This is a genomic window from Chishuiella changwenlii (genome assembly GCF_900142565.1).
Classification (GTDB): domain Bacteria; phylum Bacteroidota; class Bacteroidia; order Flavobacteriales; family Weeksellaceae; genus Empedobacter; species Empedobacter changwenlii.
In genome coordinates this window covers 123,387-143,844 of record NZ_FRBH01000006.1, presented here as the reverse complement: position 1 = coordinate 143,844, position 20,458 = coordinate 123,387, and the positions used below count along the sequence as shown (strand labels likewise).

Here is a 20,458-nt window from a genome sequence, read left to right as displayed (position 1 = left end):
TGGCATTAATTATATAAACATTACAGCGGCAACTGTATTTTTTGTTGTTTCGTCAATTAAAATTGCATTTCCTGTTTTATTATTTTTTTCAAATAAATCGTAAAACAATGGTTGGTTGGTTTTTAATGTGACTTGTGCAATGTCATTCAACTTCACCTCATCCGTTGGAATAAAATTCCAATTATTAATATCCCATTGTTGATCTATTTCTCTTACTTTGGTACGAACCGAATGAAAACGATGTTGTAATTCGTATGTTTTTCCTGGTTGTAACGATTGATTATCTAACCAACAAATCCATGCTTTTGGTTCATTTGTAGCAACTGGCTCTTCAGAAATTTTCACTATTGTATCACCTCTACTTATATCAATATTATTTTCTAAATGAATAACAATATTTTCACCTTCTACAGCATGATCCACCTCTTCTAAATGGCGTTCTATTTTTATAATTTTTGATTCGATATTTGATGGAAAAACTTTTATTGAATCGCCTACTTTATAAGTCCCACTTAAAACTTGCCCAGCATACCCTCTATAATCATGGTGTTGTTCATCTTTAGGACGAATTACCCATTGAACTTGAAAACGAGCTGGTAAATCTTTATTTGTATCAATAGAAATTGTTTCTAGAAGATGTAATAAGTTTTCTCCTTTATACCAAGGTGTTCTAGGTGATTTATCGACAATATTATCTCCTACAAGTGCACTAACTGGAACAAAAACTATTTCATCATAATTTAATTGATCTTTAAGTGCCTCAAAATCTGTTTTTATTGCATGAAACACATCTTCTGAATAATCAACTAAATCTATTTTATTTACAGCAACAATGGCTTTTTTAATTCCCATTAAAGAACCAATACTTGCATGTCTTTTGGTTTGAGAGGTAATTCCTTTACGCGCATCAATTAAAATAATAATCAATTCGGAATTAGAAGCTCCAGTAATCATATTTCGTGTATACTGCTCGTGCCCTGGAGCATCTGCAATAATAAATTTTCTTTTAGATGTAGAAAAATACTTGTAGGCAACATCTATCGTAATACCTTGTTCTCTTTCTGCGCGTAAACCATCTGTTATTAATGATAAATCAATCTCATCACTATCATTTGATTTTCGTTTTTCTAACACACCCAATTGATCGGTGTGTATACTATTAGAATCATATAATAAACGACCAATTAATGTACTCTTACCATCATCAACGTTACCTGCAGTTATAAATTTTAATGTGTTCATATATATTTACTTAATTTCTATAGAAATTATAGAGTTTTGTTTTAAAAAATTTTCTTTTAAGAGTTTTGCTAAAATTTAGCTTTTAAAAATACCCTTGTTTTTTACGATCTTCCATTGCAGATTCCGACAACTGATCATCTAATCTTGTTTCTCCTCTTTCACTAATTCTAGTGTTGATAATATCATCTATAATATCATCTATTGTAGAAGAATTAGAAGGAACTGCAGCTGTACAAGTCATGTCTCCTACTGTTCTGTAACGCACTTTTTCTACAACAACTTTGTCTTCTTCATTCGGTTGAATAAAATCTGATGTCGCTATTAATTTATCATTGTAAACAATACATTCTCTATCGTGAGCAAAATATAAGTTCGGCAATTCTATATTATTATGTTTAATGTAATTCCAAACATCTAACTCTGTCCAGTTACTAATTGGAAAAACACGAACATTGTGTCCTTTTTCTATTTTTCCATTTAAAATATTCCATAATTCGGGACGTTGTAATTTTGGATCCCATTGTCCAAAGTCATCTCTTACAGAAAAAATACGTTCTTTCGCTCTCGCTTTTTCTTCATCTCTCCTTGCTCCACCAATACATGCATCAAATTCATTTTCTTCTATAGCATCTAACAAAGCATAAGTTTGTAATGAATTTCGAGAAGGAAAACGACCAGCAGTTTCCTTTAAGTTATATTTTTTAATTGCATCTTCTACAGAAGCAACAATTAACTTCTCTCCTATTTTATCTGCTAAGTAATCTCTAAATTTTATAGCCTCAGGAAAATTATGTCCCGTATCTATATGAACTAATGGAAATGGAAATTTACCTGGACGAAATGCTTTTAAGGCTAAATGAACTAGTACAATAGAATCTTTACCACCAGAGAATAACAATGCAGGTCGTTGAAACTGAGCTGCTGTTTCTCTTAAGATATAAATTGCTTCATCTTCTAATTCATTTAAATAATTTTTTCTTTGATTTGGCATTCTTTATAATTTTTTTGACAATAAAAAAACTCCCCAAAAAATTGAGGAGTCTACATTAATATGTTTTTATTAGTATAACACAATATCCACCTCTTTGTTTAAAGAATTGCACATACACATTGTTATATCTAATACGTTAATTTTCATTCGTTTTATTTGATTCAAATATAGAATTATTTTCTTTTTATTACAAAATAAAATATCAATTTATTAAAATAAATCTATATAATATAGTTAATTCAGAATTATATTCTATTTACTTAAATAGCAAGTTGATTATATCCTATAAAAACTATAGACTTTATGCTGTAAATATATAAATTAAAATTAAAGCGAAGTTTAGAGACTGTATAAATTTCATGTTTTAGATAAACTCTTATAAAGAAGAGAATCATAAAAAATTGAAAATTGAATGGACTTCCTTACCTTTGCAAAATGTCAAGAAAAGCGAAGCAGAAAATCATATTAAATAATATTGAGGTTTTACGTGCTGGTGCAAAAGGTGTATCAGTAGGAAAAACAGAAGAAGGTAAAACTGTACTAATAAAAGGTGCTATTCCCGGAGATGTTGTGGATGTACATGTTTTGAAGAAAAAAAGTAGTTATCTTGAAGGTCAAGCCATAGAAATTCATCAAAAATCTCCTTATCGTGTAGAAGCTGAATGTGAGCACTTTGGTGTTTGTGGAGGTTGTAAATGGCAAGATATGAGCTATGATGCGCAATTAAAATTTAAACACGAAGAAGTAGTTAATAATTTAGTTCGTATTGGTGGTTTTAGAGATTTAGCTGAAGAAATTATTCCTATCTTAGGTTCTAAAGAACAATATTTTTATCGCAATAAATTAGAATTCACTTTTTCTAATGCACGTTGGTTAACATTAGACGAAATTAATTCTGGAAAAGAATTTGATGATCGTGATGTTGTTGGTTTTCATATTCCTGGAGCTTGGTCTAAAGTTTTAGATGTTACGAAATGTCATTTACAAAGAGATCCTTCTAATGCTATTCGTAACGAAGCAAAACGCTATGCTTTAGAACATAATTTAGATTTTTTTGATTTAAAAAATCAAGAAGGTTTATTAAGAACATTAATGATCCGTACTTCACAAAACGGACAAATAATGGTATTGGTACAATTTTTCCGTGAGGAAGAAGAAAACCGCAAAGCATTCTTACAAAATTTAAAAGATAAATTCCCAGAAATTACTTCTTTATTGTATGCTATCAATCCAAAACAAAACGATTCTGTTTATGATTTAGATATACAAGTTTTTGCTGGAGAAGATCATATAATGGAACAAATGGAGGATTTAAACTTCAAAATTGGTCCAAAATCATTTTATCAAACAAACCCAGAACAAGCATACGAATTATATAAATTAACGCGTGATTTCGCTGGTTTAACAGGAAATGAGTTAGTTTATGATTTATATACTGGAACGGGAACTATTGCACAGTTTGTTTCTAAAAAAGCAAAAAAAGTAGTTGGTGTAGAATCTGTACAAGAAGCTATTGATGCAGCAAAAGCAGCAGCTAAATTTAATAATATAGACAATTGTGATTTCTATTGTGGTGATATGAAAGATGTATTAAATCAAGATTTCATTAACGAACATGGAATTCCAGATGTTTTGATTACTGATCCTCCACGTGATGGAATGCATAAAAAAGTAGTTGAAAATATATTATTCATGAATCCGAAACGTATTGTTTATGTTTCTTGTAACTCTGCAACACAAGCTCGTGATTTAGATTTAATGAAAGAAAACTATAAAATTGTTAAAGTTCAACCAGTTGATATGTTTCCACAAACACATCATGTAGAAAATATTGTACTTTTAGAGCGTATTTAATTACTTAGAAAAAGTAATGCCAGAATTTTAATCTACAAAAGATTAAAAAACAAGCTAATACAAAATAGTAAATAGGCATTATGCCTTAGAATTCAATCCGAAGAAAATGAAAAAAATTCAATCTATTTTATCATTTGCAATTGTTGCAATGTTATTCTCTTTTGTGCTTTATAGTTGCGAAGATGATGATATTTGTACTGATGATGGTGAAGTACCTAGAATGGTTGCTAATATGTATTACAACGGAACAGATGTTGCGTTAGAAGACACAATCTATTATTGGGCTTATGTGCTTGATACTATAACACCAAATAGAGAAAGTGATACTGTTCAAATAGAAAATGGTGTTGTAAACAATGCATCTACTTTTGGAATTTCTGTTCGTCAAAACTTACAGAAAAAAGTATTTTATACAATTGCACAAGGGCCTGATAGAGTTGTAAGAGATACTATTGATGGTGTTCCTGGTAGTCGAACTATTTTAGCTCAACGTGACAAATTAGTTTTAGAATATGGTGATTTAGGTAATGGATACACATCTAAAGCCTGTGGTTTTGGGTTAACATTTAAAGACGTTAATGTGACTTTAAGAACAGGCGCAAATGGTCAAGGAAATTGGATAAGAAGTATAGAAACAGTAAACACTGAAATAACAAATGGTTCGACAACTATTATTAAGCTTTTTGCTAACGAGCGCAATTAATTTTGCTTTTGGACAAGAAAATAAATTAGATTCTAAACAAGTTTCAGATTCTACAAAGGTTTCGGTTACAGATTCTATTCCTGCAAAAAAATACCATGATATTTTTATTGGTGTAGATTTGTTTAATCCTATTGTTTCTGCCTTTACAGATAAAAAAGGTGCAACCGCATTTTTATCTTACCAATTAAACAACAAATGGCATTTGGTTGCTGAAGTTGGGTATGAAAAAAACAATTTCAATGAAATTAATTGGAATGTAGATGTAGATGGAATTTTCGGAAAAATTGGAGGAAACTGGTTTATAACTCAAGATGTAGAAAATCAATCGAACGGAATATACATTGGTGGACGAGTTGCTTATGCTAAATATTCTCAAACTATAAATAGCTACCCTATCAGAGATTTGCAATCTAACATAGTTGTTGGATATGATTCTCGACCAAAAGTTGATGTAAGTTCTTTTTGGGTTGAAGCTGTTGTTGGAGGAAGAGTAGAAATTTTTAAGAATTTTTATGGAGAATTATCTTTACATCCTTCTGTATATATAGGTGGTAAAAAAGATGACAATATTGATCCTTTAGTTATTCCAGGATATGGTAAAACAAAAGGTCCATTTAATTTACCTGTTTTTTGGGGAATATCTTACAAGATTAAATAGACTAGAATTTAGAAATTGGTTGTTTGATAGATGTGAGCTACTAGATTTTAGTAGTGAGATTAAAAACTAAAGTAATCTAATCTCTAGTTTCTCTTTTATCGTTTGAAAGAATTAGCATTGTATCCCTTATTGCAAATAATCTTATATCTTAAAAACTAATCTCCTATTTCGAGATTCTAATTTCGTTTATACTACTTACTAAAAATAAAAAAACTCTCATAAGTTATGTCTTATGAGAGTTTTCCGAATAATACTATTAATTACTAATTATTCTGCCCAAGCGATTGGTACATAAACAGTGATGTAACCTTCTTGATCGATTAAATCTTCAGATAAATTAACAGTTACAGAACCATAACCTACCCATCCTCCTTGCCCTTGAAGAGCTGAAAACTCATAAGTTCCTGCAGGTAAATCTAAAATAATCCCTGGTAAAAATGTCCCTTGTTCATTATAAAAAACTTCTCCAGTTTCTAAATTAGTAGCATAAAAACCTCCAAGATCTTCCCAACCAGATAATCTTTTTGATCCGTCTAAACCTAATAAACCTAATCTAATAGTGTAAGATTCAGCTTTAACTTCAGCGTTTTCATTGTTTACTTTTTTAGTTTCAGGATTTAAATTGTTAGCAAATCCAATAATGCTAAATGAACTTAACATTAATAATGTCATCAAAGTTTTTTTCATGATACAATAGTTTTTAATTGTCTAATAAAATTACTCTTTTAAAAATACAACAATATAAAAACAACATTAACTAATCTTAACTTTAAGGTTAATCAATATATTAACAATCAAATAAATATCCGATTAACATTGTTTTATCAATAAATAAAAAAGTGCAAAAACTACTTGTCTTTGCACATTTAATATTTACTCGTTTTAAAACGAAAACAATTGTTATTTAAATAACTGAGGAACAAAATCATTAAGATACATTCTCCAATTACTCCATGTATGTCCACCTTCTGTTTCTACATACTTATAATTAAATTTCATTTCATCTAATTTTAAACGATAGTCTTTTACGTTTTTATATAAAAAATCCGTTTTCCCTATTCCTATCCAATATAATTTAAACGAATTATTCTGCTGAGTTTTTAATTTATCATTGATTTTTTGGTAAATCTCACTTTTACTTTCATCAGGCGGTAAAATAGCTGGTGAAAACAAACCTACATAATCAAATGTTTTTGGTTGATTAGCAGAAATATACAATGAATGAAAACCTCCCATAGATAAACCAGCTATCGCACGATTTTTTGCATCTGCCTTTACACGGTAATTCGACTCAGTGAAATTTATAATCTCTTTAAAATTCTTTTCCATATCCCCAGAAAAAACATCTGGTGTCATAAAATCTATTTTATAAAATCCTTTACTCGATTCTCCTGGTGCTGCACTGTTACTTGTATGTCCATTTGGCATTACAACAATCATCGGCTTAGCCTTACCTTCTGCTATTAGATTATCTAAAATTTGAGAAGCTCTACCCAAAGTCATCCAAGCCTCTTCATCGCCTCCCATTCCATGTAATAAATATAATACTGGTAATTTTTCTTTTGAGTTTTCGTATCCTGGAGGTGTATAAACCGTTAATCTTCTATTTTCATTTAATCCTTTTGATGTGTACCATCTTTTAGAAACTGTTCCATGTGGTACATTCTGCACTTTGTAATTTGCAGATTCTTCTCCATCTATAAAAACCAAACTCATAAGAGAAGAAACGTCACGAACTAAATAAGAATTATTAGGATCATTTGCTTTAACGCCATCTACAATAAAAGAATACGTATATAAATCTGGAGAAAAATCATTCTTTATAAATGTCCAAACGCCGTTTTTATCTTTGTTTAATTCTATTGCTTCACCATCCCAATTACCTTGTAATTTAACCGTTTTAGCTTCTGGCGCAAGTAAACGAAAGATGACATCTTTCCCTTTAACTTCAGGAGAAATTACTTCTTTCTTTTTACCAAAATCAAGACTTTCTTGAGCATTAACAAGCATTGAGCTTATTAAGATAGTATAAAGTGAATATTTTAATTTTTTCATTTAATTTTAGTTTTTACACTTATAAAGGTAGTATAAAAAAATGCGAAGATTATTAATCTCCGCATTTAATATATTGTTCGTTTTTAAACGAAAATAATGTTCTAATAATTTTATTAATGTCCAGATTTCACTTCTGCATCTTGTTTTACATGACTAAGATATTTTGAACAGTAAAAACCAAAAATTAAGATAATAATATAACAGAATACTGGAATAATAAATGAATGCTGAACTCCAAAACGGTCTGCTAAGTATCCTTGAAAAATTGGTACAATTGCTCCTCCTAAAATAGCCATAACAACTAAAGAAGAACCTTGACTTGTAAATTTTCCTAAACCAGAGATTGCTAATGTAAAAATGTTTGAAAACATAATTGAATTAAAAATTCCAATTCCTAAAATACTGTACATTGCTAATTCTCCATGATTAAGCATTGCAGAAATTAATAAAACAACATTTATTGCCGCAAATATTGATAATGTTCTTGCTGGTGCAGATTTTCCTATAAAGAAAGCAATAAAGTTTAATGCAATAAATACCAAGAAGAAACTAATCTGTGCAAATGTTAAATTAACAATACTAAAAATTACTAAGAATACTGCAATTGCAGCTCCTGCCATGTACAATGCTTTTTTAGATTGACTAATTGATTGATTTAATGAAATAGCACCTAAGAAACGTCCTATCATCGCTCCACCCCAATATAATGCTAAGTAGTTTTTACTTACTACCTCAGAAAGATTCATAATTTGTGGTTGTTCTAAAAAGCTAATAATAAAACTTCCTACAGCAACCTCTCCTCCTACATAACAAAACATCGCAAACACACCAAATATTAGGTGATTATGTTGTAATGCTCCAAAACCTTTTACAGCTTCTTCTCCTTCTACTTTAAAATCTGGTAATTTAACACGAGATATGATTAAAGCAACTAATACAAGAATTCCTGCAAAAATTAAATAAGGAATTTTTGTCGCTGCTGCACTAAAAGAACCATCTGGTTCAGAAAATAATTCGAAAATTAAATGACCTCCTAAAACTGGAGCTATTGTTGTTCCAAATGCATTAAAAGCCTGCGTCATATTTAAACGACTCGATGCAGATTCTTCTGATCCTAATAAAGATACATAAGCATTTGCTGTAATCTGTAATACTGTAAATCCTAAACCTAAAATGAATAATGCTCCTAAAAATAAACCGTAAGAAGAAAAACTTGCAGCCGGATAGAATAATACACAACCAAATGCAGCTAAGAAAACACCAAAAAGAATTCCTTTTTTATATCCTACTTTATCAATAGGATCTCCATTTGTTGTTGAAATTATAAAGTAAATTACAGATCCAATAAAGTATGCTCCAAAAAAACAAAACTGGACTAACATTGACTCGAAAAAAGTCAAATTAAAAAGTTCTTTCAAATAAGGGATAAGAATATCATTCATACATGTAATGAAACCCCACATAAAAAACAAAAGTGTAATGGTAATCAATGGAATAGTATAATTCCTTTTTGATTGCTCTTCATTCGTCATAATCATCAATTTTCATAAGAAAAGGGATTTAATAATCCCTCTTGTAATATTTAAGTTGTCTAATATACAATGTAATTCTGTTTTTAATCGAAAAAACTTTAGAATTCGAACTAATAATACATTAAATAAAACTAGTGTAATAGTTACTATAATTAAATTCGTAAGCTGATTGAAACAATATTAAAAATATACTACCCAACGTAAATAGCGTTCGTTTTCAATATTTACTTATAACCATTATTTAAATAAATATTAAATCTTATTTTTTTTCTACAATTAACATTATTGTTTTTAACATTTTATTTAGATTTGTTTAAATTTTAAATAAATACACCAAATATGAAAAAACTTTACTTTCTGTTTATTCTCTCTTTTTAATAGTCTTTATTTCTACACAAGAAGCGGTGTGGGAATAAACTATACTTATAAAAACTATTCTATAAAAAAGAAACTATTATTTATAAATAGTCATAAAAAAGTGGAGAAAATAAAACATGAATTTTTGAAGTTTTTTAAAAATTAACTACAACTATTAACCTTGAATGAAACACCTTTATAAAATTATTTATAGTACTTGTTTAGCTTTAGGCTCTACAAGTACTATATCTGCTCAAACAACAACAGAAAACTTTATTCGTACAATTGAATGTTTAAAAGAGGATTGCTCTAAGAAAAAAGAAACTGTTGTTTATTTTGATGGTCTAGGTAGAGAAAAACAAGCTTTACAAGTTGCTGCTTCTCCTACTGGAAAAACAATTATAACTCCTTATGAGTACGACGGATTTGGACGTCAAGAAAAGGAGTTTTTACCTTTTCCTGCTACAGATGGTTCTAACCAAATTATTTCGCAAACCAATGGAACCTCTTTTTACACTACTTTAACGGGAGATACAACCCCTTATTCTCAAAAAACATTCGAGAATTCTCCTCTTAATCGTGTACTTTCACAAGCTGCACCTGGTGAATCATGGAAAAAAGGTTCAAATCATGAAATAGGATTTTCTTATGAGTCAAATATCACAGAAGAGGTTCTTCGTTTTGATGTTTCACTTTCATCAGCTCTTGTGCCAAGTTTAATTCCAAATGGAAGTTATCTACCTAATACGCTTTATAAAACGGTTACCACAGATGAAAATAGTCAACCTATACAAGAATTTAAAGACCAAGAAGGAAAGGTAGTTTTAAAACGAATTGACATTCCTGCTATAACAAGTAATTCATCTGGTAGACACGATACGTATTATGTGTATGATGTTTATGGAAATTTAACGTATGTACTTCCTCCAAAATTAATAGAGGTTGGAAATTACATAGATAACTTAGCTGAATTAGGTTACCAATACCAATACGATGATAAAAATAGATTAGTTGAAAAGCAACTTCCAGGAAAAGGAAGAGAGTTTATGGTTTATGATACGCAAGATCGTTTAACTCTACAACAAGATGCCAATCAACGTACAGCAATTAACAAAGGTTGGACATTCTTTAAGTATGATAAATTGGGGCGTGTTGTTTATTCTGGTTTTTTTAAAAACACCGCTACTAGAAGTGCTATGCAATCTGCATTAAACAACAAAAGAACACCTAATAACGAGGAAAGAACAATAACCGCTTACAAAAATAATGAGTTAAATATTTATTATACCAATTCTCAATTTCCTAATGGTAGTTTAACTGTACAAACAGTTAATTATTACGATAATTACGAAAGTTTAGAGATGGTTTCGGGTTCTTTAATAGCAGGTCAAGAGCTTATAGGTGAAAAAGATACAAAAACAAAAGGATTAGCAGTAGCGACATTTACCAATGTTTTAGGTACAACAAAATGGAACAAGTCATATACTTTTTACGATACAAAATATGTACGTCCTGTAACAACTCATTTAGAAAATTACTTAGATGGTTTTCAAACAACTTCATCTTCTTTAGATTTTAGAGGAAAAGTTTTAAATACAATTACCAGACATAAGTTATATGATATTAATACTCCTGAAATAACGATTAATGAAGTTTTTGATTATTATGATAATGAGTTATTAAAATCACAAACACACCAAATAAATGGTGGTTCTGTTGAATACATTGCTCAAAACTCGTACAACGAGATTAATCAATTAATTTCTAAAAAAGTTGGAAACGACAATGCTTCTACTCCATTACAAAATGTTGATTACAAATACAACATTCGTGGTTGGATGACAGACATTAATAATCTTAATATTGAAGAAACAGGTACATTTAAGGATTTATTTGCTTTTAAAATTGAATACAACACTTCTTTTAGTCCTATTTATAATGGAAATATATCTGCTACAAAATGGAAATCTATAAATGATAATTACATAAGGTCATACACGTATTCATACGATGGTTTAAATAGATTGCTTCATGCGATGTCTTACAATGAAAGTGTTGGAGTTGTAAATGCATATTCTGAAAAGATAAATGGATATGATAAAAATGGAAACATAAAAGGAATTTTGAGATTTGGAGCAAGAGAAGATAAAGCGAATAATCCAATTGATGATTTAACTTACGATTATCAAACTAATTCAAATAAACTATTAAGTGTTACTGATTCATATAATGAACCAGCAGGTTTTGATGATAAGAATAAAATAGGAAATGATTACGATTATGACCTTAATGGAAATCTAATAAAAGATTTAAACAAAGAAATTACGAAAATTAGTTATAATGATTTAAATTTACTTACAGAAGTTCTTTGGAATGCATCTAAAAAAATTAACTATAGTTATGATGCAAGTGGTGTAAAGTTAAGAAAAGTTGTAACTGATGGTACACAAATTACCACAACAGATTATTCTGGAGGTTTCCAATACAAAAAAAATGGAAATAATGAACCGATCGAACTACAATTTTTCCCAACAACAGAAGGTTATGTAAACGTTGAAGGAAATACAACATTTAATTATGTTTACAATTATACCGATCATTTAGGTAATGTTCGTTTAAGCTATACTAAAAACTCTGCAGAAAATGTAAAAGAGTGTGAAAATCCTGCTGAAATGAGATTATCAAATTTTAATAATCCTTGCTCATCTCTAGTGGAGGTTTTAGAAGAAAATAACTATTATCCATTTGGATTAAAACACAGCGGATACACTCCTACAACAATTGGAAATAGTAATTACCAGTACAAATACAACGGGAAAGAGTTACAAACAGACTTAGATATTAACCTATATGATTACGGTGCTCGTAATTACGATCCTGCTATTGGGCGCTGGTTTAATATTGATCCGTTGGCTGAACAAATGCGTCGTCATTCACCTTACAATTATGCATTTAATAATCCTATTCGTTTTATAGATCCTGATGGGAATTCTCCAGAAGACATTATTTTTAGAGTAATCACTAAAGACAACAAAAATTATGATTTTACATATAGAAATGGTAATTTCTATCATCCAGATGGAAGAAGATATAATCCAGGAAAAGAGAAAATTGGTAATAATGGTACAATGTATAAATATTTGACAACTTTGAGAACTATTGAAAATTCAAGTGACTCTGTACTAAAAAACCAGCTAAATACACTTGTAGAATCTGATAATAAACATATTGTTAATAATGCTGAAGGAGGGAGCGGTGTTCGTTCAGACAGTGAAATTGGCACAAATAATAGCGAAATAGAAAAGAAAGTTAGCAATGGAGAAGGTGTTGGTACATTGACAGGTTTTAATTTCTCTGATTCAGAAAAAAAGAGATTTAAAGATATCGAAGGAGTTCCTGATTCAAATTTAACTATTGTTGTTCATGAAATGAGTCATCAATATGATTTTGATACAGGTAATATGAAGGATGAAGTACAATGGGAAAACAACATGAGAAAAAGTGGTAATAGTTTAAAAGGAAACAAACACCTAAGTCCTACAGAGAAAAGAGCTGTTTCAAATGAAAATAGAGTTAGAAAATCTCAATATAAAAGAACTACTTATGGAGGCAAAAAAATATTATAATTATTTATTTTTATTTTTACTATTTATGTATTCATGCAATAAAAAAAACGATGATTTTTTTTATTTAGAAGATTTAGCAAAAGATATTAAAAATCATAATTATACCTCTAAATATAATTTTTCAGACTTTTATATTTTGTGTCAAAATAATGAATATTTTAAAAAAATATCCTATAAAGAAATTTACAATGATTTTTATTCAAAAAAAGACACTAACTTAACTACAGAAAAATACTTATCAGATTTATTTAACAACAAAATACAGTATAAAGGATTAGATTCTATATACATTAATAAAAAAATTCTAAATCTTCACAACAAAGGGAATAAAGTATTTATAGATTACACAAGTTATCCTGAGTCTGATAGTACAAGAATTTTAAAGAATGAAATAACTACAATATCTGAAGTTGAAACCGTTCTATATTTATATTCAAAAATGGGCTATCAAATCAACAATAATGATTATTTAGGATTAACTATTTTATATAAAAAATAATTTTAAAACAACAAAAGCCAGCTAAATACACTTGTAGAATCTGATAATAAACATATTGTTAATAATGCTGAAGAAGGGAGCGGTGTTCGTTCAAACAGGTGATAAATTTGATAATAATTATGTAAAAAATCATTTACAAGAAGTTAGTAATATTTTATCACAAAATGAAGGATTTTCAGTATCAGTTATAGAGGATAAAAATGCATCATTCGGATTAAATATGTCTAAGGATTTTTCTGGAGCTAGCATTGTTGATGGGCAAATTACAGTAACTGCTGGAAAAGCAACATTAGGAAATCCTATTGACCAAACAGTTTCTTCAAATGGAAATGCTTCAAATACAGCACATGAATTTGCACATGCAGCTGGAGTTCCTCATATTTTTGATGAAAACTCTAAAGTAACAAATACTCCTGATAATATTAACAATATGATGAATTCTAACGAAAATGACATTCCAAATATGCGTAGTTCAGGAGGAACAGAGGTAAAACAAGGACAGACAGATACCATGATAAATACTATCAATGCAAGTCAATCAAGATTAAATAGTTTAGAAGAACAAAAAAAACAATAAAATGAAGAATATTTTTAATATATATTTGGTTTTCTTCGCATTTGTTTATGGATGTACTGTTAATAAAAATACTGATATTTCATTTGTAAACATTTCTAATCAAACAGATGAAGATAAAAAAATAGAAAAATGGTATTATGAAAATACACCTAAAGAATACAATAAAAAAGAAGATGAAATTTTAGTTTTTTTTAGTGGACAAGCTTTTAAAGGTTCTGAGATTATTGTAAATAAAAAGGATACTTTAAAATTCAAAGAAGAATCAAATCCATTGGAGTGCTTAGGCTATAAAATGTATATAATTAAAAAGAATGCTAAATTTTTATACGTGATATCTGAGAAGAAACAAGAGAAGTTAAAGTTAAAGCTTAATAATAATTATGATTATTTAATAGTAGGAAACTCTTTGCATAACTTATGGGGGGTTGTTTATTATCCATTTTTTCCTAATATAACTTGTAGATAAGGCTAGTGTTCCAGAAGTGTTGTTATTATATAATGTATATTTCACAATAACACAAAAGGCAAACTCCAGCTAGCGTAAGCATTATACTTTTGAGTTAAAAAATGTTTTATAAACACATGATTTTCAAACAAAAAATAGCAGTTTATATAGGAGCTTTAATCCTTTTTATTACCTATAAATTATTAGGAAAGAAAAAGAGTTTTAATGATATAATAAACGCATCTTATAAACAAGATGATTATAATAGAATTAGAGCTTTCTATATCGGCATTTTAGTTTTATTACTTCTTATTCCTTTGCTAAAATGGTTAATCTAATTAATCTCTTAAACATAAAAAATCCGCAAGACTAATTTAATCTTGCGGATTTTGATATTATAAATAAAAGAATTCGTTTAATCTAAAACCTTTGCTCCTTTCACTTTCTGATTCGTTAAAGCAATATCCAGAACCTCTTTCATTTCTTTTACATAATGAAAAGTCATCCCTTTTACATATTCAGCCTTAATTTCTTCTATATCTTTTCTGTTATCAGCACACAAAATAATTTCTTTAATATTTGCGCGTTTAGCAGCCAAAATTTTCTCTTTTATTCCTCCAACAGGAAGAACCTTACCACGAAGTGTTATTTCTCCCGTCATAGCCAACTTCGCTTTTACTTTACGTTGTGTAAACGACGAAACTAAAGACGTAAGCATTGTTATACCAGCAGATGGTCCATCTTTTGGTGTTGCACCTTCTGGTACGTGAACATGCACTTTATAGTTTTCGAAAACTTCAGATTTTATTCCTAATTCGTCTGCATGCGATTTTATATATTCTAAAGCAATTGTAGCAGATTCTTTCATTACATTTCCTAAATTTCCTGTAATAGAAAGTCCTCCATTTTTCGATTTAGATAAAATAGATTCTATAAATAAAATATCACCGCCGACACTTGTCCAAGCTAAACCAACAACAACACCAGGAACTTCGTTATTCTCATATTGATCTGGTGTAATAGATGGTCCTAAAATTTTAGAAATATCCTCTATCGTATATTTTGCATTAAATTCTTCTTCTAATGCTACATGTTTAGCAGCAGAACGAACTAATTTAGCTACTTTCTGATTTAAGTTTCTAACTCCAGATTCGCGTGTGTAACCTGTTATTAAATACTCTATTTCTTTTTTACCTAATATAACATCTTTCTCTTTTAGACCATGTTCTACCAATTGTTTTGGTAATAAATGTCTTTTTGTTATTTCGGTTTTCTCTTCAATTGTATAACCTGCAATATTAATCATTTCCATACGATCACGTAATGGACTTGGAATATCACCTATATTATTTGCTGTAGCAATAAAAAATACTTTAGATAAATCGTAACCAATTTCTAAGAAGTTATCATAGAAAGATGAGTTTTGCTCTGGATCTAAAACTTCTAACATTGCAGAAGATGGATCTCCATGTGCACTTGCTGACATTTTATCTATCTCATCTAATACAAAAACAGGATTTGATGATTCTGATTTTTTAATAGATTGTAAAACACGTCCAGGCATTGCTCCTATATATGTTTTACGGTGACCTCTAATTTCAGATTCGTCATGTAAACCACCTAATGATACACGAACATATTTACGCCCAATAGCTTCTGATATCGATTTCCCTAAAGATGTTTTACCAACACCTGGAGGTCCATATAAACATAAGATTGGCGAACGCATATCACCTTTCAATTTCAGAACGGCTAAATGCTCTAAAATACGTTCTTTTACATCATCTAATCCGTAGTGATCATTATCTAAGATTTTCTTTGCATTTTTTATATCAAAGTTGTCTTTTGTTAAATCGTTCCAAGGTAACTCTAACATAAACTCAAGGTAATTACGTTGAATGTTATGTTCTGGCATTTGAGGATTAAGACGAGAAAGACGACCAATTTCTTTATCGAAATGATTGGCTACTTCTTCGCTCCAATTTTTAGAAAGCGCTCTTTTACGCATTTCATTAATTTCTTCCTCTGTAGAATTTCCTCCTAACTCTTCTTGAATAGATTTTATTTGCTGATTTAAGAAATATTCTTTCTGTTGTTGATCTAATTCTTTACGAACTTTATTCTGAATTGTATTTTTCAATTCTAGTTTCTGAAGCTCAACATTCATAAAACGCATTACCTCTATGGCACGTAGTTTTATGTCAGAAATTTCTAACAATAATTGTTTTTCATCTAAACTTAACGTTAAGTTAGAAGCTACAAAGTTTATTAAAAACGTATTACTTTCAATACTTTTTATTGCACCAGCTGCCTCTGATGGTAACATTGGATTTTCTTCTACAATCTGAAAAGCTAAATCGCGAACAGACTCTATAATAATTGGGTATTCTTTATTACGAGAAGTAGGAACTTTTTCGTTTAAAATTTTAACCTCAGCCTTATAATAAGGATCCTCAGTAAGGTATTTAATCACTTCAAAGCGTTTCATTCCTTGTAAAATTACAGTGATGTTACCATCAGGTAATTTTATCATTCGCATAATTTTGGCAACTGTACCAACTTTATACAAATCTTCTGGTGTTGGATCTTCTACTGCAATTTCTTTCTGAGAAAGAACTCCAATTATACGATTTTCTTTATATGCTTGTGTTAAAAGCTTTATAGATTTATCTCTTCCTGCTGTAATTGGTGCGACAACTCCAGGAAATAAGACAGTATTTCTTAACGATAAAATAGGCAATTCCGAAGAAATATCTTGTTTATTCAACTTATTTTCTTCGTCTTTACTCATTAAAGGAATTAATTCGATTTCTTCTTCCATTACTTGTGCTAATGACAAATTGTCTATATTCATAATTTTACTAAACGTTCAAAATGTCAGTGTGTGAAATATTAACTGACTAATTCATTTCAAAAAAGCATTTAATCACTTTCTTTACTTTGCTTTTTACTTTCAATAAAAAGCGGTAATAAGTAAGTCAAAGCTTATGCCAATAAAAAAATTGTCAGTTTTAAATTATGAGTTAATTTTTAATACTATAAACATATATCATGATTTATTAAAAATAATAATTGCCTCACTAAATGTAAATCTAGCAAGGCAATTACTTAATAAAGATTAATTTATTTTTATATCATTTTCAAATAAGTATTGCAAACATTAAAACTTAAGTTACTCTTCTTAATTCTTATATTATAACACTTTCTTTCTTAACATGTAAGATATATAATTATGTAAAGCTATTTCTTGTGGAGTATTTATTATATTACCAGAAACTCTAGAATTTCTAAAAACGCCTTCATCCCAAAAGAATATTGCTCTATTATCTTGACCCGTTAAAAACACTTGCGCTACATTACCTTGTGTCCCTAAAACTTCTGAATCATCAGCCAACTGACTAGTTAAAACTCGACCACTACTCGCAAATCCGAAAAGCTGAACATTTGTTGCATTACCAAATATCCCATTATTTATTTCATGAGAATTAGTTAATGTAGCAGGTGTTGCTCTTCCAGATGTCACACTTCCTGTACCTCCAAACGCATTTAATAAACTTGTTCCCATATTATTATCTAATTTTATAATGGCAATACCTCCTGCGTCTACATATTGCTTAACCTTAGCGGCATCATTTATACTTAAATGGCTATAGCCTATTGATATAATGTCATAAGAATTAATTAATTGATCAACAGTTAAATTTGATAAAGTAGATGTAATATCGGTAAAAGAAAAACCGTCAAAATCTCCTTTATGAGTTCCTGTTCGTCCATAATTAACTGGATTATTAAGTTGAGAGTTAAATGCTGGAAATTGAATACTTCCTATTGAAAATCGAGCATAATAGGCTACTCTAACGAGTTTTTTAACAGACTCATTAACAACTTCTCCAATATTTACTGTACTTGTACAACTTAAGATTCTGTTGTTCCATGTAGCAGTTAAATCTCCATGTTCTTGTGGAGTTCCAGATAAACTATAAGTAATAATTTGCGATGCTTCTGGTTCTAAATTAATTGTTGTTGGTGAAACACTAGATACTTCTATTCCACTCACTCCACTCACTTCCAAATCGTTTGGTTGAAAATTTAATTTTGCTGTATAAAAAGAATTATTAGTTATTGTAACTTGGTAAGTAGCTTCTGATAAAGCCGTTTCTTTTATAAAATTACCAGAAAAGCCTCCAGAACATTCTACTACAACAGATGAATCATCTAAAGCAGATCCAGATCCAGTACTATTTTCTTCTAAACATTCAGACCAAGAAGTCCCATTAAAATATTTTACACATTTATCTGTACTATCATAAATCATAGTCCCTTCGGCAACAGTATCTCCTTGAGGATTCACTATATTAGTTGGTGAAAGATTTGCTGGTAATACCAACCCTAAATTACTTTCTATGGGTGAATTAAGATCTAAAATTCCTCTGGGAGTTGTTGTTCCTATTCCAACTTGACAATTGGATGAAATAAATGTCAGTAATAAAAATATTGACATGAAAAGATTAAGGTAGTTTTTTTTCATATTTTGGTTATTTAGGTTATTTAGGTTATTTAGGTTATTTAGGTTAACAAAGTAATGAAAAATAAACAATAAAAACTAAGTTTAATTAATTGAAAATCAATACAATAAATGTTATAAATAAAAAATTAAATAACTATTAATTAAATATAATATTACAAAACAATCATATAATCATTTACAATCGATACATAAAAAAGAATATAAATTATGGAATAAAATTTATATTAGGATTCAATAAAAAAATCGGGTTATAACCCGATTTTTTCTCTTGCGATAGCTTTTCTATACAAATCCTCATAAAGAGGAAGAATATTCTTTTTATCAAAGCGTATAGCTTGTTCTTTTGCTTGTAAACTAAATTCGTGTAAGCGTTGGTCATTTTCTAGAATATAAATTGCTTTTTCTGCCATCATTTCTATATCACCTACTGGACAAACAAAACCTGTTACACCATCTATATTTACTTCTGGAATTCCTCCTGCATTAGAAGAGATAACTGGAACATTAGCTGCCATTGCTTCTAAGGCTGCTAAACCAAAACTTTCTTGTTCCGATGGTAAAAGAAATAAATCTGATGCTTTTAATACATCTGCTAAATCACTTACCATTCCAAGACTTTTTACTTTATCTTGAATTCCATAATCTTGTATCATTTGATCTGCTAATTCCCATTCTGGTCCTTCTCCAGCAATAATTAATTTTGCAGGAATTTTTTGTTGAATCAAATTAAATGCACCAATTACATCTTGTATACGTTTTACTTTTCTTAAGTTAGATGTATGTAAAATTACTTTCTCATTCGGTAAAGCAAAATTGTTTCTACAACATACACATTTTTCTGGTAAATATTGTTCGTTGTCTATAAAGTTAGGAACAACTTGTATATCATTCGTAATATCAAAAGCAGCTAATGTATCTTGTTTTAAACTTTCTGAAACTGATGTTACAACATCTGATTCATTAATAGAAAACTCTACTGCTGTTCTATAAACTGGGTGTTTACCTACAAGTGTAATATCTGTACCATGTAAAGTAGTTACAATTGGTAAATAATATCCTTTTCTTTGCAACATTTGTTTTGTAAAATATGCTGCATAAGCATGTGGAATAGCGTAATGTACATGTACCAAATCTAACTCATAGTGCAATACTTTATCATATAAAATAGTGCTTAATGCTAAATCGTATGGTTGATATTGAAACAATGGATATGTTTCAACATGAATACGATGAAAGTATATATTTGGTAATTTGATATTTAATCTTGCAGGAACATTTGTACTAAAAAAGTGTACTTCGTGTCCCTTTTCCGCTAAATCCATTCCTAGCTCTGTTGCTACTATTCCACTACCTCCGTAAGTAGGATAGCATACAATTCCTATTTTCATTTG

16 protein-coding genes are annotated in these 20,458 nt (G+C 29.3%); 8 read left to right on the top strand and 8 right to left on the bottom strand.

Annotation, left to right across the window (positions count from 1 at the left end):
• Window positions 1-9: 9 nt before the first annotated feature.
• Window positions 10-1,242: a sulfate adenylyltransferase subunit 1 gene (locus tag BUA86_RS08475; RefSeq protein WP_072931714.1), complete on the bottom strand. Its 1,233-nt coding sequence runs from the start codon at window positions 1,240-1,242 to the stop codon at window positions 10-12.
• Between the two features lie 82 nt (window positions 1,243-1,324).
• A complete protein-coding gene (gene cysD, locus BUA86_RS08470) occupies window positions 1,325-2,233 on the bottom strand; it encodes a sulfate adenylyltransferase subunit CysD (protein WP_072931712.1) in 909 nt (302 codons plus the stop codon).
• Window positions 2,234-2,668: 435 nt separating this feature from the next.
• Here cysD and rlmD point away from each other — a divergent pair, with 435 nt between their 5' ends.
• The 3 genes from rlmD to BUA86_RS08455 all read left to right on the top strand — a co-directional run bounded on the left by rlmD (window position 2,669) and on the right by BUA86_RS08455 (window position 5,448).
• Complete coding sequence (rlmD, locus tag BUA86_RS08465; protein ID WP_072931710.1) at window positions 2,669-4,087, top strand: 23S rRNA (uracil(1939)-C(5))-methyltransferase RlmD; 1,419 nt, start codon at window positions 2,669-2,671, stop codon at window positions 4,085-4,087.
• 106 nt (window positions 4,088-4,193) lie between these two features.
• A complete protein-coding gene (locus BUA86_RS08460; protein ID WP_072931708.1) occupies window positions 4,194-4,790 on the top strand; it encodes a DUF6452 family protein in 597 nt (198 codons plus the stop codon).
• Window positions 4,744-5,448, top strand: a complete 705-nt coding sequence (locus BUA86_RS08455) for a DUF6048 family protein (RefSeq protein ID WP_143147279.1) — start codon at window positions 4,744-4,746, stop codon at window positions 5,446-5,448. Before BUA86_RS08460 ends, BUA86_RS08455 begins: the two co-directional genes overlap by 47 nt.
• A gap of 267 nt (window positions 5,449-5,715) precedes the next feature.
• Here the strand turns inward: BUA86_RS08455 and BUA86_RS08450 are convergent, their stop codons facing one another.
• From BUA86_RS08450 to BUA86_RS08440, 3 genes are all read right to left on the bottom strand, one after another.
• Window positions 5,716-6,135: a hypothetical protein gene (locus tag BUA86_RS08450; RefSeq protein ID WP_072931704.1), complete on the bottom strand. Its 420-nt coding sequence runs from the start codon at window positions 6,133-6,135 to the stop codon at window positions 5,716-5,718.
• 213 nt (window positions 6,136-6,348) lie between these two features.
• A complete protein-coding gene (locus BUA86_RS08445) occupies window positions 6,349-7,503 on the bottom strand; it encodes an esterase (protein WP_072931702.1) in 1,155 nt (384 codons plus the stop codon).
• Window positions 7,504-7,616: 113 nt separating this feature from the next.
• Window positions 7,617-9,035 carry a sugar MFS transporter gene (locus tag BUA86_RS08440; protein ID WP_072931700.1) on the bottom strand — a complete coding sequence of 473 codons (1,419 nt, stop codon included), beginning with the start codon at window positions 9,033-9,035 and terminating at the stop codon, window positions 7,617-7,619.
• Window positions 9,036-9,577: 542 nt separating this feature from the next.
• On the opposite strand from BUA86_RS08440, the gene BUA86_RS08435 reads away from it, so the two are divergent.
• The 5 genes from BUA86_RS08435 to BUA86_RS08415 all read left to right on the top strand — a co-directional run bounded on the left by BUA86_RS08435 (window position 9,578) and on the right by BUA86_RS08415 (window position 14,877).
• Entirely contained in the window at window positions 9,578-13,018 is a 3,441-nt protein-coding gene (locus BUA86_RS08435) for a DUF6443 domain-containing protein (protein WP_072931698.1), read from the top strand.
• Complete coding sequence (locus tag BUA86_RS08430; RefSeq protein ID WP_072931696.1) at window positions 12,996-13,517, top strand: hypothetical protein; 522 nt, start codon at window positions 12,996-12,998, stop codon at window positions 13,515-13,517. The genes BUA86_RS08435 and BUA86_RS08430 overlap by 23 nt, the downstream gene beginning before the upstream one ends.
• Before the next feature lie 64 nt (window positions 13,518-13,581).
• A complete protein-coding gene (locus tag BUA86_RS08425) occupies window positions 13,582-14,094 on the top strand; it encodes a hypothetical protein (RefSeq protein WP_072931694.1) in 513 nt (170 codons plus the stop codon).
• Window position 14,095: 1 nt separating this feature from the next.
• Window positions 14,096-14,560 carry a hypothetical protein gene (locus BUA86_RS08420; RefSeq protein ID WP_072931692.1) on the top strand — a complete coding sequence of 155 codons (465 nt, stop codon included), beginning with the start codon at window positions 14,096-14,098 and terminating at the stop codon, window positions 14,558-14,560.
• A 116-nt stretch (window positions 14,561-14,676) separates the two neighbouring features.
• Window positions 14,677-14,877: a hypothetical protein gene (locus BUA86_RS08415; protein WP_072931690.1), complete on the top strand. Its 201-nt coding sequence runs from the start codon at window positions 14,677-14,679 to the stop codon at window positions 14,875-14,877.
• Between the two features lie 77 nt (window positions 14,878-14,954).
• On the opposite strand, the gene lon is transcribed toward BUA86_RS08415, so the two are convergent.
• The 3 genes from lon to bshA form a co-directional block, all read right to left on the bottom strand.
• Window positions 14,955-17,393, bottom strand: a complete 2,439-nt coding sequence (gene lon, locus BUA86_RS08410) for an endopeptidase La (protein ID WP_072931689.1) — start codon at window positions 17,391-17,393, stop codon at window positions 14,955-14,957.
• Between the two features lie 339 nt (window positions 17,394-17,732).
• Window positions 17,733-19,067: a hypothetical protein gene (locus BUA86_RS08405; RefSeq protein WP_143147278.1), complete on the bottom strand. Its 1,335-nt coding sequence runs from the start codon at window positions 19,065-19,067 to the stop codon at window positions 17,733-17,735.
• 248 nt (window positions 19,068-19,315) lie between these two features.
• Window positions 19,316-20,455 (bottom strand): N-acetyl-alpha-D-glucosaminyl L-malate synthase BshA, encoded by a 1,140-nt coding sequence (gene bshA, locus BUA86_RS08400; RefSeq protein WP_072931684.1) that lies wholly within the window; start codon window positions 20,453-20,455, stop codon window positions 19,316-19,318.
• Window positions 20,456-20,458: the final 3 nt, after the last annotated feature.

Coding starts and splice junctions, on each gene's coding strand:
- BUA86_RS08415 (WP_072931690.1), top strand. CDS start 14,677: ATGATTTTCAAACAAAAAATAGCAGTTTATATAGGAGCTTTAATCCTT.
- bshA (WP_072931684.1), bottom strand. CDS start 20,455: ATGAAAATAGGAATTGTATGCTATCCTACTTACGGAGGTAGTGGAATA.
- BUA86_RS08445 (WP_072931702.1), bottom strand. CDS start 7,503: ATGAAAAAATTAAAATATTCACTTTATACTATCTTAATAAGCTCAATG.
- BUA86_RS08405 (WP_143147278.1), bottom strand. CDS start 19,067: ATGAAAAAAAACTACCTTAATCTTTTCATGTCAATATTTTTATTACTG.
- BUA86_RS08435 (WP_072931698.1), top strand. CDS start 9,578: ATGAAACACCTTTATAAAATTATTTATAGTACTTGTTTAGCTTTAGGC.
- lon (WP_072931689.1), bottom strand. CDS start 17,393: ATGAATATAGACAATTTGTCATTAGCACAAGTAATGGAAGAAGAAATC.
- BUA86_RS08475 (WP_072931714.1), bottom strand. CDS start 1,242: ATGAACACATTAAAATTTATAACTGCAGGTAACGTTGATGATGGTAAG.
- BUA86_RS08420 (WP_072931692.1), top strand. CDS start 14,096: ATGAAGAATATTTTTAATATATATTTGGTTTTCTTCGCATTTGTTTAT.
- BUA86_RS08430 (WP_072931696.1), top strand. CDS start 12,996: ATGGAGGCAAAAAAATATTATAATTATTTATTTTTATTTTTACTATTT.
- BUA86_RS08425 (WP_072931694.1), top strand. CDS start 13,582: ATGCTGAAGAAGGGAGCGGTGTTCGTTCAAACAGGTGATAAATTTGAT.
- rlmD (WP_072931710.1), top strand. CDS start 2,669: ATGTCAAGAAAAGCGAAGCAGAAAATCATATTAAATAATATTGAGGTT.
- BUA86_RS08460 (WP_072931708.1), top strand. CDS start 4,194: ATGAAAAAAATTCAATCTATTTTATCATTTGCAATTGTTGCAATGTTA.
- BUA86_RS08455 (WP_143147279.1), top strand. CDS start 4,744: ATGGTTCGACAACTATTATTAAGCTTTTTGCTAACGAGCGCAATTAAT.
- BUA86_RS08450 (WP_072931704.1), bottom strand. CDS start 6,135: ATGAAAAAAACTTTGATGACATTATTAATGTTAAGTTCATTTAGCATT.
- cysD (WP_072931712.1), bottom strand. CDS start 2,233: ATGCCAAATCAAAGAAAAAATTATTTAAATGAATTAGAAGATGAAGCA.
- BUA86_RS08440 (WP_072931700.1), bottom strand. CDS start 9,035: ATGACGAATGAAGAGCAATCAAAAAGGAATTATACTATTCCATTGATT.